The sequence below is a fragment of the Sphingobacteriales bacterium genome (assembly GCA_016719635.1).
Taxonomy (GTDB): Bacteria; Bacteroidota; Bacteroidia; order Chitinophagales; family JADIYW01; genus JADJSS01.
This window is the reverse complement of the sequence record JADJYT010000003.1, coordinates 396,112-409,483: the sequence shown is the minus strand read 5'-3', so window position 1 is coordinate 409,483 and position 13,372 is coordinate 396,112. Positions and strand designations below refer to the sequence as shown.

The following is a 13,372-nucleotide window of genomic DNA, read 5'->3' as shown; positions in this document are numbered from 1 at the left end:
AATTTAGTGTTACCAATAAATTAAAGAGATTTGTTATGTGTGAACAACGGTTCCGGATGTTGATTCCCTGTATCCGTAGTTTTTCAGGTAAGCTGCGAGATGCCAGTCTTCCAGGATATCTTCGCGGATTCTGAATTCGAGCTGGTAATGGTCTTTGATGAATTTAAAGATAGCTGCCACCAGATAGGCGGAGCCATCCACCACGGCTTCCTGCGTTACCCGTGTTTTTCGGGACTGGATAAAGATATTGGGTAAAATGACAGCCATGCTTTTGAGGACATGCCTGTAATATGTATCAGTGTGGTAGTTCAAGCCGATGTAGGGGGCAACCTCCCTTCCTACAAAATAACTGACTAAAATTTCGGGCAGTTTATTTTGATTTTTGTAGGGCGTATTTTTCAGTAAGGAAGGTGTGAAAATGCTGCGCATGAAATTCAGGATGGCATCTACCAGCGCCTTGTTTTCAACACCCAATTTCTTTTCTTTGTTAATCAGGTGATGGAATAGCAACTGGCCATCCTCAAATGATTCCGGGTTGAATGCATCATCGACGCCCAGTAATTTCCCGGCGATGTGCCAGGTATATATCACGGCATCCATCTCTTCGTCAGAAATCAGCAAGCCCATTTTCTGTATGCCTTCGATATTACAGACGGAGAATGCCAGTAAGGTACCCGTCATGTCTTCCTGACAGACGGGCTGGTCGTAATCGGCGGCATATGTCGAGTTCCAGCCTTTGTCCCACATGAATTTGCGGACATAGGCATGTATGATGCGTACTTTGGTGGCTGCAAAGAATCCGTATTTTCCGGGCTGAAAGGAATCACGGCTCATGATGTCTATGAAGAATTGGGCGGTTTCCATCAGCCTGCGTGCCACCAGTGCATCGTTATCTTTGCCTACCAGGTAGCCGGTTTCGTACAACACTTTGGTACCTCTGTAACTGGAATATAACTGGGGGAGGCATTTGGCTATGAGCATCAGAAACATGGCATGGCCGTTTTGCTGAAAATACTCCGCCGCCAGATTTATTTTTTCAGGATGCAGGATGGATATGTCTTCCTGACTGGTTTGGTGAAAATCTCTTATCTCTTTAGGTAGCGCCGTGTAATCGATTTGTGAAAATGTGTGAATAAGCTGCAGGTACAGTTTTCTGGCATCCTTATCACCATAGGTTTCAAAGATATGCTTTACGAGCCTGTCGGCGGCTTCATCACAACGTTGCCGGTATTCAGCGGTAGGAAACTGCATCTGAATTGTTTCATACAAAATACGTTCTTTAAATCAATTAAATATTTACATTTGTAAACAAGTAGTTTACCATATCAATAATCTCAGATTTTAAATTCACAAATCCAACTTATGTCATTCAAAAACAAAACTGTCTTTATTTCCGGTGCCACCCGAGGTATTGGACATGCAATAGGCATGCGCCTGGCGAAAGAAGGTGCAAATATTGTCATCGCTGCAAAAAGCACCGAAGAAAATCCAAAACTGGGCGGAACGATTTATACAGCAGCCGAAGACATGACGAAAGCAGGCGGCAAAGGGCTCGGCATTAAATGTGATATCCGTAATGAGGAGGAGGTAGCTGCAGCGATAAAACAAACGGTGGACACGTTTGGCGGGATAGACATCCTGGTCAATAACGCTTCTGCCATCAACTTATCGCCGATTGCGCAATTGGATATGAAACGCTACGACCTGATGCAGGACATCAATACACGCGGTACGTTCCTGTGTTCTAAATTGTGCATTCCGCATTTGCTGAAAGCGGAAAATCCGCATATACTCATGTTGTCGCCACCCTTGACTTCCATCACGGAGCGATGGTTCGCCGGGCATACCGGTTATTCGATTGCCAAGTTCGGAATGAGTCTGGTGGTATTGGGTCTGGGAGGTGAGTACAGAGGTAAGATCGGTGTAAACGCTTTATGGCCGCGCACCACGATAGCCACTGCCGCTGTGTTGAATCTGCTCGGTGGTGAGTCTGTTGCCAATTCTTCCCGTAAGCCGGATATCATCGCGGATGCGGCGTATGCCATATTCAAGAGAGATGGTAAGACAACGACCGGGAACTTTTTTATGGACGATGAGGTTTTATTCAGCGAGGGAATTACAGATTTGGAACCGTATGCCGTAAAACAGGGTGCACCGCTGACTCCTGATTTTTTTGTTTGACCTCGAGGGTCGGTACACCTCCGAGGTGGTAGTTCTTGATAAAGATGAAAAAAATTAAATCATATTTTTCTTTCGAATTATTCTTTTGGATAACAGCCTTGATATATCTTGCAAGGATTCATCCTGCTGACGCTCATTTTTCGTTATGTGTATTCCAATATCTGGGAATTTCCTGGTGTCCGGGATGCGGCATCGGGCATTCCATATCTTATCTGCTGCATGGAGCTATTATTAAATCGGTCGAAACCCACTGGCTGGGAACTTTTGCGCTGCTGCTGATTGTTTACAGAATCTTGCAACTCCTACTATTTAATACCACTAAAAAACAACACTATGGGAAATCCATTCTTACATTTTAAATCCGTCACGCCCATCGAGATGGCACATCTGAATCAGCTTACTGCCGGTTTGTCCGAGGAAAAGTTAAGAAATTTCGTTTCCGTCTACGGTTCTAAGCGCAGAGAGTCTGATCTGGTACTTCTGATTTCGTGTATCGGATTAGTGGGCGTTGCCGGCATCCAGCGCTTCCTGGTTGGTCAGATAGGAATGGGGATATTGTATTTCTTTACCGGCGGTTTGTGTCTTGTCGGCACCATTCTGGATATCGTCAACCACAAACAACTGGCGGACGAATATAATATTCAGATGGCGAATGAAAGCCTGCAATTGGTGTAATGGTATCATCCACCCTCGAGGTGGATTTATTTAAAACTGAATTTGACTTTACTCGGTTCTATTCGTAAAGAATCCATCTGCACCACCCTTAACGGTGCACTGAAGCCGGCAGTAGCTTTCAGCTTCGACTTGAAACTGGTTATGATATCATTCGTCGTTTTTACATCAGCAGTAAACGGCTCCAATACCGGCGTAGAGATGACTTTCGATAATGGGATAGTTATTTTCTGATCCACCGGCACCATCAGTTCGCCCTGTATCTTTACTTTTTGTTTAATCGGTACATGTGCCACCACCGGAATAATGGTCTTTAAAGGGATATGGTAATCCTGCATACTCAGTATAAGGGTGTCTTTCACCTGAAGCGGCTGGTTGATCGGGATATTTACCTTTACAGGAATCTGCGCTTTCACAGGGAGTGAGATATTGAAAAAGTGTTTGAAATTCGTTCTGATTTTGGTGTCTAACGGAATGGAGAAATCCACTGCCAGCGAATCATCGATTTTTAATTTCTTTTCAAAGGGGATGACAAGGTTTTTCAGCGGCATTTCCGTTTCGTCCAGATTGATATCCACCGGCAGGTCGAACTTTAAATCCAGTATCTGGTCCATAAAAATTTCGGTATTCAAGGGTACCATCAGGTTCATTTTCAGCGGAACATCAAACGTTTCATCAAGTCTGATTTTGAGTTCATCATTCACTTTTATCTGCGTATGAAGGTCATTCATCAGCGCTATTAAAATGGTGCTGTCTATCTGAGCTTCCAGCGGCACCCTGTCTTTTATGTGAATCTGTACCGCTTTGTCAATCTGCATCTGCACCAAAGCCTTTGTAATAAAAACGGTCATACCGATGATCAGTGCCAGCAATATGCCGCCTCCGATAAGATATTTCTTCATCTGCTGTATTTTATTTAACAATATAAAAATGTTTTGCGAGATAATAGTTTGCTTTGGTAAAGTAATTTTAGTTGTAGTATAAAATACTTTTGTTGTATGGCAGTCCGGAAGTTTAGTTATGAGTTTGACGGAGTACATTATTACCGTTTCAGCGTGTACCGCCTGGGCAGCAATGTGCAGACAGTATATGCCTTTGTAGTGGATGATGTACTGATAGATACCGCGCAAAGCCATAATAAGGAGAACATCTTAAAGGTGGCAAGGCAGCATGATATAACGAAAATCATCTTAACGCATCATCATGAAGACCACAGCGGCAATGTGGCTATGCTGATGAATACCCTGGATATCGATGCCTATGCCCATCCGGAAGCCGTCCGCATTCTGAAAAAGGGGTTGAAGATTTCTCCGCTGTCCAAACTGCTGAGCGGCAGTGTGGCCAGTGCGCACCTGAAACCTTTACTGGAAACAGATGTCGTAAAGACTGAAAATCACATCCTAAAGCCTATATACACGCCGGGCCATTGCGATGATCATTATTGTTTTTTTGAGCCGGATAAAGGCTGGTTATTTTCCGGGGATCTTTACGTAGCGGACAAGATAAAATATTTTGCCACCTTCGAAAGCCTGCTTACACAAATAGAATCCCTGAAAAAACTGGCAGCACTCGACTTTGATACTTTGTTCTGTTCACACAATCCTAAAACGCATGGCGGCCAGCAGCGCCTCAAAAACAAACTGCAATTCTTCGAAGATTTTGCCGGAGAGGTGGAACGGTATTACAATCAGGGTCACAACGCCCGCCAGATTTTCGCTTTAATGGGTATGAAAGAAAATTATGTAAACAAATACCTCACCCTTGGCAGCTTCTGTGCCGAAAATATGGTACACAGTGTGGTCAGGGATTTGAGGAAGAAACGTATATATAAATAAGCCCTTTCTGTAAAATAAACCTGCATTTTCAAGCAAGTATAAATGAAACCCCCCCGCGGGAAAAAAAAGTTGCTCTTTTCGAAAAAAACTAGAAAGGGTGCGAAAGTGGGGGGGGGGGGGGGGGGGGGGGGGAAGCAAAAAAAAGGTGTTTTGGGGGGGGATGGGGGGAGAGCGGGCCCGGGGGGGCGGGGGGGCGGGGCGGGAAAAAAAAAAAATTTTTTTTTTGGTGGGGGGGCCCGCCGTTGGGGGGGCCCCCCTTTTTACAAAAGGGGTTCCCCCGGGGGCAAAACAGGGGCGCCGCCGTGCGGGGGGGGGGGCCCGAGCCGGCCTGGACCATTTTTTTTTTTTTTTTGGGGGGGGGAAGAAGAGGGGGGGGGTGTGTTCTGGGTCGAAGGGGGGGAGGAAGGGGGGGGGGGGGGGGGGGGTGGGGTTAAGGGGGGGGGGGGGGGGGCAAAACCGTAGGGGGCGGGGGGGGGCGGGGGCCCAAGGGGGGAAAAGGAGGGGGGTTTGGGGGGTGTTTTTGGGGGGGGGAGCGGGGGGGGGGGGAAAAGGTTGGGTGGGGTGGGGGGGGAGGGGAAGAAAAAAACATTTTGTGGACAAAGGTGGTGTGGAAGGGGGAAACGCCGGGGGGCGGGGGGCCCCACAAACCCAAACCCCCTTTTTTTTTTTTCCCCTTTTTCCCCCCCCCCCCCCCCCGGGGGGGGAAGGGAATTTGGGGGGAGAAGGGAAAGCCCCCCCCCCCCGGGGGATTTTTTTTTTTTCCTCCCCCCCCCCTTCCCGCGGGGGGGGGGGAGGGGGGGAACCACCCCCCATCCTCCCCGACAACAATCTTTTTCCAAACATTTTGATCCACCGCCCACCAAAAAAAAAAAAAAAAAAAAAAAAAAAACAAAAACCCACCCAAAAAAAACTCCACAATTTTCCCAAAATTGAACAGAAAAGGCAATTTTTTTTTTCCCCCCAACAAACCTATTTTAAACAAAATTGCATTTATTACTAGTATAAATTATTTATCTTACATATACTTGGAATCTGATCAAAAGTTTAAGATATGAAAAGGATATTTCCAGTTGCTATTCTTTTAACGTGTATTCTATACTCCAAAGCTCAGATATGCGGCACAGATGCAGTATTAAAGCATGCTGATGTAACCTACAGGGACTGGCTGGAACGCGACAAACAGGATTATATACGGACTGTATGGACGAATGGCAGGTTTGCGTCACTGGATACGACGGATGTCATCATTCCGGTGGCGGTACATATTATCCATGACAATGAATCGTACGGAGCAGGTACGAATCTGCATGACTCTGTTGTAGTAAATCTGATTAATGGGTTGAATAAGAAATTTGGAGGAAATACCCCCAATCATGTAAATATGCATATTCAGTTTCAGTTGGCATGTATTGATCCAATCGGGAATTTTACTAATGGAATCACCCGGTTTAATGGTTCTGTCCTTACCAAATATCATACCGGGGGATTAAATATAGGTGACTCTACAAACGGAGTTTCGGCGGATACGATTGTAAAGTATACCGGATGGCCAGTGGATAGATATTACAACATATATATAGTCAATAAGATTCAGGGAGGCTCTGCAGGGTATGCTTATTACCCTACATCGTTCGGTTACTTCAACTTAGACGGCGGATATTATGCCGCGCAATATGCCAACTCCAGTACATATTATTATCATACCCAGCTCATATCGCATGAGATGGGGCATGCATTCAATCTATTGCACACATTTGAGGGTGATTCTTCGGGTATGCGTTGTCCGCCTAATGCCACATGCAGTGCACTGGGAGATTTGATTTGTGATACGCCGCCTCATAAGCAATCGGAGTGTGGCAGCACCGGCAGTTGTGCGGCGGGTAATATCAGAAATACCACCTACAATTTTTTAAGTTATTGTTTTCCGGATTCTTCGCTTTATATCTTTACGGAAGGGCAGCGAGAAAGAATCCGTGCAGCTGCCGCCTACAGCAGCAGACAATATGCCAAAAGTGTTGTATCGCCTACCATCAGTAAGCAACCCCAAACGGTGAACACCTGCCTGAGTCAGAATGTACGATTTTCCGTAAATACGCCTTCGGCAGGTGTATTTTCGTATCAGTGGTTTAAAGACGATAATCCTTTAGTCGTTTCATTGGATTCTGTTTTTACTGTTGCCACAGCAACCTATGCAGATACCGGAAAATACCAGGTAGGTGTCTATAATGCCATCTGTCAGTATCTATACTCCAATGAAGTGTACCTGCATATCAGAGATACTGTCCCGGAGGTTCTGACGAATCCAGTAAACAAGACAGCCTGTTCCGGAGACACCATTACCTTATCTGTCATCTCTAAAGGAACAAACGTGACGTATCAGTGGCAGAAAAATGGTGCAAATCAGAATAATTCCAACACACCCGATTATACCATTAACAACGTACAGGCCGGAAATGCCGGAAACTACCGGGTGATTATCAGTAATTTCTGCGGCAAAGACACCTCTTCCGTTGCTGTGCTGGCAGTGAATGCAAAGACACAGATAAACACGCATCCGTCAGCACAGACGAAGAATGTTGGACAAAGTGTAACCTTCAGCGTTGCTGCCGCAGGTACTGCGTTGAGTTATCAGTGGAAGAAAAATAATGGCTTCATTCCTGCAGCGCCAAACGGCAACAGCTATACCATCAATAACCTTGTCTTATCCGACTCTGGTATATACACGGTGGATGTGATAAACAGCTGCAACACCGTTACCTCTAATGCCGCCAGGCTAACGGTTAAAAATACCAGCAGTGGTATCCGGCAATCCACGATTAATTCCATCCGAACGATATTTCCAAATCCGGCAGCGGATGCAATCAATGTATCCATACAGTCCAAACAACCCGGGGAGATACAACTTCGTATCGTCAATATGAATGGTATTGAAATTTACGGCAAGAAGATTTCAGTACTAAGAAGTGAATGGCAGCACACCATCAATGTTTCCGGTTATGCCAAAGGGATGTATATTTTAGAACTGACAGACAAAGAGGGGATGGCAACGGAGAAGTTCTTGGTGGAGTAGGCAGGCAAAGTGATTCTGTATATAATTGGAATATCATTTCAAAAGCCTGGATTTTCCAAATATTTTTGTTCAAGAACAGGGTTAGCTTATTTCGTTTGATGAAATGATTACTGTTTTCAGTGATATTGATGCTTGGTAAATATCTTTAGAAGGGGGCGGGTTATTCCGTCACAATCCTTAAAATCCCCGACTGGGTGCCGATGTACAATGACTTCTTGGGACCAAACGTATAATTGCTTAAGAAATTACCTGTACTTGTCTTTAGGATATTTTTAAAATCAGGAAGCAGTGAAAATTGAATTGGATGGCTGTGGTCAGCCTTATCCGTGCGGATGGCTGAAACCTGCCATTGATTCTCCGGTGTCTGATGATAGAGATATATCTTACCGCCTGCCGCTGTCTTTATAGCGGCAGTATTGGAAATGGTATGCTTTTGAAGTTGATTCCATTCATAATCTTTCATCCAGGTTCCAGTTTCGGAGCAGTTGAATTTCATGATTCCTGCAGCCGGGTAATCCGTTGTTTTGGAGGACAGCGTTGCTGGATTTCCGAATGTATTGCCGGCAATGATGGTGTTATTGCTGTAAGTGACTGCATTGTTCAACGCACTGCCATAAGCGGACTCAAACAGCCTGAATTGGTATTTTAAACTCCCTTTTTTTGCATCGAGAATCAACAGGTTTACCTGCGGGAATGCATTGTCACAAAAAACGATTTCATTCTTCTCTTTGATGAAAGCGGGTGTTGTTTGTGAGGCAGCGGCTTTATTGCCGGATGTTTTCAGGAAACTGTTGTGGTAAGGTGTAGACCAATCTGCCACAATGGATTCCGTATTACGGTTGTAATGTAGTTTATGCAGTCCCAGGTTGGTAACCGCCAGGATGCAGTTGTTGTCGGCAGAGGTGATGCCGTTATGCAGTGTCTGAAACTGTCTGATTTTATAACCAAAATAAGCTGTAAGCTTTCTTTTGCCTTTATGAGTCGGTTCGTCCAGTTCAAGATGGATATATTTCAGGAGTTCGTCCGGGTTTTCATACACCGTATTGGAATCCAGCAGGGACTCTTTCTCTTTCAGTAAATTGGAGAACAGCGTATATTGAGCGTTTTCCAGATATTGTTGTCCGTAAGCTTCGGGATGTTGGTAATAATTACGGTATAAACGGGAGGTGTCTTCCGTTTCAGCATCAGTCATGCCTTTTAATTTATCATAAATCAGTTCTTTGTATCGCCTGTTCATGTCGGAATACCAGGCAGCATCCTTGTTGAAATTGTAGAGCGGGACAGATTCACCGTATTCGACATCTGTGTTGGTTGTTTTTTGAATCGGTAAACATCCGATAATACCTTTGCTGAAATTCATCCAGATATTTCCTTCTGTATCTGCATGGGCAGTTTGTATGCGCAGGTTGTTTCCTGCCAATTCGTTGCTGAAGGAATATACGGCAATGCGCGAGGGATCCGGCACCCATTTTTTCTCATCATTCTTTACGGGGGTAATTATCCATAATCCCGGAGTTGTTTTTTTGATTTTTTCCAGGAAAGGTTGCCGTCTTTACCGATAGTTTCTTTTGTTTGGTTGACTGCCAATACAATCTTATTGTTGATTCTGTCAATATAGAACAATTCTTTGCTGTTCAAGAAATCTGCGGGCTGTGAAAACGGATTGGCTGCCGGAATACTGATTGAACCGTTTACCGTCATTTGGCTGCCGGATATGTCAATGAACAATAAATTTGCTTCCTGCCGGGTATAGGCAATCGTTGCCAGTGTATTGCTGTCCAGGAAGGCTGTTTGAGAAAAATATTGTTTCTGGGGGGAGAACTTTTTATTCAGGACCGACAATGCTTCATATTGTACATTTTTCCCGGAGGGCCCGGTTAGTGCAGTGAAGTTGGTCGCAAAATTATTCTCAAAAGCGGTGCAGGACAATACCGCAGATGAAAGCGTGTCTTTCAATTTTTTAAGAGAACCGGATTCATTATTCCCGGCATTGAAGGATTGGAATTTCTTTGGTTTGGCAGGTATGCCAACCAGTTTAGCGCTCACCTTTGAATTCAGACTGGCATGAAGTCCGTTGTACTGTTGTACGGTAAGAATTTCCTTGGTGTCCTTTTTTTGGGATTCGTTTGCAGATATGGTTAACGCAATGGATACCAGAGAGCAGCATGTAAGTAATTTATGAAACATTATTCAGTTTTTTAGGCGTGCTGAAATTAGCTAAAAAAAGCGGAAAGAAAAATTCTATGAATTTGATTTATGACAATTAAATCAGAAATCTGCGCTCAGCAGCAACCCCAGGTCGGTGAATTTTAAGTCAAATTTCTGCGCAATGAATTCTTTCGTAAGGGCGCCTTTGTAGAGATAAGCTCCGTGGCGCAGACCGTCGTCGTATTTCAGCAGCGGTTCGATGCCACCGGCCTGTGCGGCGTTTTTTAAGATGGGTGACAGGATATTACTCAAGGCATAGCTGGCAGTTCTCGAAACATTGGAAGCAATGTTCGGTACGCAGTAATGAATGACATCATGACGTGTATAAACAGGTTCATTATGATTCGTAACCATGGAGGTTTCAAAGCAGCCGCCATGATCGATGGAAACGTCAATGATTACGGACCCCTTCTTCATGGAACGTACCATATCTTCCGTCACTACGCAAGGTGTCTTGCCGTTTTTCGGTTTCAGTGCGCCAATCACCACATGTGCCCGGGAAATGTTTTTCAGCACGTTGATGGGATCCATGACGGAAGTATAAATCTTATTGTTCAGGTCTGCCTGTAATCTCGAAAGCCGGTACACATTATCATCAAATACCTGGACCGAGGCACCCAGCGCCAGTGCCGCTCTTGCCGCCGCTTCACCTACCGTTCCTGCTCCCAGTATCATCACTTTGGCAGGAGGTTGTCCCGCGATGCCGCCTAACAGGATCCCTTTGCCGTATTCATTGCTTAAATAACGGGCAGCGGTCATGATGGCATAGTTTCCCGCTATTTCACTCATACTCCGCATAAAGGGATATGTGCTGTAATCTCCTTTCACATATTCAAAAGCGATGGCGGTGATGCGTTTTTCCATCATGCTTTTTATCATATGTTTGGTCTGGTTGGGCAATAAAATCGGCGATAGTATCGTCTGGTGAGAATGAAGCAGGGATATTTCATTCGGATTGACCGGTCCTGATTTTAGGATGGTATCGGCTTTGAAAACATCTTCCTTGGTGTATACCACATCGGCGCCGGCCTGCACATATTCCTCGTTGCTGAAATTGGCATTCTCGCCGGCATCTTTTTCAATCGCAATCTTGAAGCCATAATTCACCAATGCCGCCACGGAATTGGGCGTCAGCGGAATCCGTTTTTCCTGATAATCCGTTTCTTTGGGAATGCCGATAAACAACGATTTCTTATGTGTTTCCACTTCGGCTAATACCTCCTTTGGATATAAGGCATATTCCGATTTTATCTTGCTCAGGATGGATTCCATGGTTTTAAAATTGGTAAATTAATAATTAGCAATTATTCATTTTACGGCCGGCTGTTACTGACTATCTCGACAGTCCTGTTTTCATCCTCTAATTTACGAATAAAAATCTTACTATGTTTCTCCGGAAGGATGGATTCAAAGATGTCCGGCCATTCAATAAAACAGGAATTTCCGGAGTAGAGATATTCTTCTATTCCTATGTTGAGGACTTCTTCCTTGGATTTCAGCCGATACAGGTCGATATGGTAAATGATCTTGCCGTCGGCAGTGGAATATTCGTTGATAATCGGATAAGTAGGCGAGGAGATGGAATCGGTCACCTTCAGCTTACGGCAGACAGATGTTATGAGTGTTGTCTTACCGGCTCCGAGGTTGCCGTAGAAACAAAAAATGGAGTTGGTGGCAGTCTGTTGAATGATGGCTTCCGCCACTTGTTCCAGGTCAATCAGATGGTTAATCGTAAAAATCATACACTTACTTGCTTTCAAAAACGGCGACCGGAACAATCATTTCTTCGATGGATACGCCGCCGTGCTGGAAGGTATTCCGGTAATAATTGACAAAATGGTTGTAATTATTTGGGTAACAGAAATAGTAATCTTCTTTGGCAAAAACATAGGAGGAACTGAGATTGGATTTCGGCAGCAGTGCTTCATCCGGATTTTTAACGGCAAAGACTTCCTTCTCATTATAGTTCAGGTTCTTGCCGGTCTTGTAGCGCAAATTGGTGGTGGTGGCTTTATCCCCGATGATTTTAGACGGGTTCTGTACCCGGATGGTCCCATGGTCGGATGTGATGATGATGCGTACTTTTTATCTTTTAATTTCTGAAGTGCATTCAGTAACGGGGAATGGTCGAACCATGACATCGTCAGGGAACGATAGGCCGCTTCGTCGCTGGCCAGTTCTTTCAGCACTTCCATCTCCGTGCGTGCATGTGAAAGCATATCCACAAAATTGTAAACGATTACATTGAATGCATTGTTCAGAAGGTTCAGGATATTGTCTTCCAGTGTCTTTCCGGACTGGTGATTGGTGATTTTGGTATAGCTTGTTTTCAGGTTAATTCCGAATCGTTTGAACTGTTCATTCAGGAAAAATTCTTCATGCAGGTTTTTGCCGGCATTCTCATCGTCATAAAACCATCGCTCAGGATATTTTTTATCGATTTCCAGCGGCATCAGGCCGGAAAAAATCGCGTTGCGTGAATACTGAGTCGTAGTGGGAAGGATGCTGTAGAAATAATCTTCGCTTACTTTCCGGAAATCCTCTTTTATCAGCGTTTCTATCATCCTGAAATGGTCGTAGCGAAGGTTGTCTATCAGCAGAAAGAAAGTGGGGGTGTCGTTTTCGATGGCAGGAATTATCTTGTCTTTAAATAGCGTGTGAGACAAGGTTGGGGTGGAACCCTTTCCGGTTTCCTTCAGCCATTTCAGATAGTTTTTGGAAATGAATTTAAAAAACTCTTTGTTGGCTTCGCTCTTCTGCATATCCAGGATATCCTTCATGTCCGGGTTGTTGGCTTTGTCCAGTTCCAGTTCCCAGTAAATGAGTTTCTTGTACAATTCTGCCCATTCCTTATGGTCGTTTACATTATTGACTTCCGTCATGATATTCTGGAATTCCTGACGGTACGAAGTGGTGGTTTTTTCAGAAACCAGTTTCTTGTTTTCCGTTATTTTTTTGATGGACAATAGAATCTGGTTCGGACGGACCGGTTTTATCAGGTAGTCAGCGATCTGTGAACCGATGGCTTCTTCCATGATATTCTCCTCTTCATTTTTGGTTATCATGACGACAGGAATGTCCTTGTTGATGGCCTTGATTCTGGCCAGTGTCTCCAATCCCGAAATACCCGGCATATGCTCATCCAAGAAGATCAGATCGAAATGTTCCGTCTTGCATTTATCCAGGGCGTCGTATCCGTTGCTGACGGGATCAACGGTATAGCCTTTTTGTTCCAGAAAAAGTATTTGCGGTTTCAATAAGTCTATTTCATCATCTGCCCATAGTATTTTTATATCGCTCATGGAGGTAAGTTAAAAGTTAATTGTTATAAATGACTAGACTTTGCTATTTTTGTATTGTATAATGTTATGGCTTTATTTGCAAAATACATAATTTTATTTCATTA

General features: G+C 44.3%; 11 protein-coding genes and 1 pseudogene. 5 read left to right on the top strand and 7 right to left on the bottom strand.

Features of this window, described 5'->3' with window-relative positions; all coding sequences use genetic code 11:
* Positions 1–33: 33 nt before the first annotated feature.
* Positions 34–1,251 carry a DUF2236 domain-containing protein gene (locus tag IPM95_08715; GenBank protein ID MBK9329377.1) on the bottom strand — a complete coding sequence of 406 codons (1,218 nt, stop codon included), beginning with the start codon at positions 1,249–1,251 and terminating at the stop codon, positions 34–36.
* A gap of 111 nt (positions 1,252–1,362) precedes the next feature.
* On the opposite strand from IPM95_08715, the gene IPM95_08710 reads away from it, so the two are divergent.
* From IPM95_08710 to IPM95_08700, 3 genes are read left to right on the top strand one after another with little or no spacing between them, the layout of a single operon-like run.
* Positions 1,363–2,181, top strand: a complete 819-nt coding sequence (locus IPM95_08710) for an NAD(P)-dependent oxidoreductase (GenBank protein ID MBK9329376.1) — start codon at positions 1,363–1,365, stop codon at positions 2,179–2,181.
* 44 nt (positions 2,182–2,225) lie between these two features.
* A complete protein-coding gene (locus IPM95_08705; protein ID MBK9329375.1) occupies positions 2,226–2,540 on the top strand; it encodes a DUF2752 domain-containing protein in 315 nt (104 codons plus the stop codon).
* Positions 2,515–2,856 (top strand): TM2 domain-containing protein, encoded by a 342-nt coding sequence (locus IPM95_08700; protein ID MBK9329374.1) that lies wholly within the window; start codon positions 2,515–2,517, stop codon positions 2,854–2,856. The genes IPM95_08705 and IPM95_08700 overlap by 26 nt, the downstream gene beginning before the upstream one ends.
* A 26-nt stretch (positions 2,857–2,882) precedes the next feature.
* Here the strand turns inward: IPM95_08700 and IPM95_08695 are convergent, their stop codons facing one another.
* Positions 2,883–3,755 (bottom strand): hypothetical protein, encoded by an 873-nt coding sequence (locus IPM95_08695; GenBank protein ID MBK9329373.1) that lies wholly within the window; start codon positions 3,753–3,755, stop codon positions 2,883–2,885.
* A gap of 96 nt (positions 3,756–3,851) precedes the next feature.
* Between IPM95_08695 and IPM95_08690 the strand changes: the two genes are divergently transcribed.
* Positions 3,852–4,688, top strand: a complete 837-nt coding sequence (locus IPM95_08690) for an MBL fold metallo-hydrolase (protein ID MBK9329372.1) — start codon at positions 3,852–3,854, stop codon at positions 4,686–4,688.
* 1,051 nt (positions 4,689–5,739) lie between these two features.
* Positions 5,740–7,758 carry a T9SS type A sorting domain-containing protein gene (locus IPM95_08685; protein ID MBK9329371.1) on the top strand — a complete coding sequence of 673 codons (2,019 nt, stop codon included), beginning with the start codon at positions 5,740–5,742 and terminating at the stop codon, positions 7,756–7,758.
* Positions 7,759–7,918: 160 nt separating this feature from the next.
* On the opposite strand, the gene IPM95_08680 is transcribed toward IPM95_08685, so the two are convergent.
* The 5 genes and pseudogenes from IPM95_08680 to IPM95_08660 all read right to left on the bottom strand — a co-directional run bounded on the left by IPM95_08680 (position 7,919) and on the right by IPM95_08660 (position 13,268).
* Positions 7,919–9,223, bottom strand: a complete 1,305-nt coding sequence (locus tag IPM95_08680; protein MBK9329370.1) for a hypothetical protein — start codon at positions 9,221–9,223, stop codon at positions 7,919–7,921.
* Between the two features lie 32 nt (positions 9,224–9,255).
* Positions 9,256–9,945 carry a hypothetical protein gene (locus IPM95_08675; protein ID MBK9329369.1) on the bottom strand — a complete coding sequence of 230 codons (690 nt, stop codon included), beginning with the start codon at positions 9,943–9,945 and terminating at the stop codon, positions 9,256–9,258.
* Positions 9,946–10,026: 81 nt separating this feature from the next.
* A complete protein-coding gene (locus IPM95_08670) occupies positions 10,027–11,238 on the bottom strand; it encodes an alanine dehydrogenase (GenBank protein MBK9329368.1) in 1,212 nt (403 codons plus the stop codon).
* 41 nt (positions 11,239–11,279) lie between these two features.
* Positions 11,280–11,708 (bottom strand): tRNA (adenosine(37)-N6)-threonylcarbamoyltransferase complex ATPase subunit type 1 TsaE, encoded by a 429-nt coding sequence (gene tsaE / locus IPM95_08665; protein ID MBK9329367.1) that lies wholly within the window; start codon positions 11,706–11,708, stop codon positions 11,280–11,282.
* 4 nt (positions 11,709–11,712) lie between these two features.
* Positions 11,713–13,268, bottom strand: a pseudogene (locus IPM95_08660) (bifunctional response regulator/alkaline phosphatase family protein).
* Positions 13,269–13,372 lie beyond the last annotated feature (104 nt).

Coding starts and splice junctions, on each gene's coding strand:
- IPM95_08715 (MBK9329377.1), bottom strand. CDS start 1,251: ATGCAGTTTCCTACCGCTGAATACCGGCAACGTTGTGATGAAGCCGCC.
- IPM95_08710 (MBK9329376.1), top strand. CDS start 1,363: ATGTCATTCAAAAACAAAACTGTCTTTATTTCCGGTGCCACCCGAGGT.
- IPM95_08705 (MBK9329375.1), top strand. CDS start 2,226: ATGAAAAAAATTAAATCATATTTTTCTTTCGAATTATTCTTTTGGATA.
- IPM95_08700 (MBK9329374.1), top strand. CDS start 2,515: ATGGGAAATCCATTCTTACATTTTAAATCCGTCACGCCCATCGAGATG.
- IPM95_08695 (MBK9329373.1), bottom strand. CDS start 3,755: ATGAAGAAATATCTTATCGGAGGCGGCATATTGCTGGCACTGATCATC.
- IPM95_08690 (MBK9329372.1), top strand. CDS start 3,852: ATGGCAGTCCGGAAGTTTAGTTATGAGTTTGACGGAGTACATTATTAC.
- IPM95_08685 (MBK9329371.1), top strand. CDS start 5,740: ATGAAAAGGATATTTCCAGTTGCTATTCTTTTAACGTGTATTCTATAC.
- IPM95_08675 (MBK9329369.1), bottom strand. CDS start 9,945: ATGTTTCATAAATTACTTACATGCTGCTCTCTGGTATCCATTGCGTTA.
- IPM95_08670 (MBK9329368.1), bottom strand. CDS start 11,238: ATGGAATCCATCCTGAGCAAGATAAAATCGGAATATGCCTTATATCCA.
- tsaE (MBK9329367.1), bottom strand. CDS start 11,708: ATGATTTTTACGATTAACCATCTGATTGACCTGGAACAAGTGGCGGAA.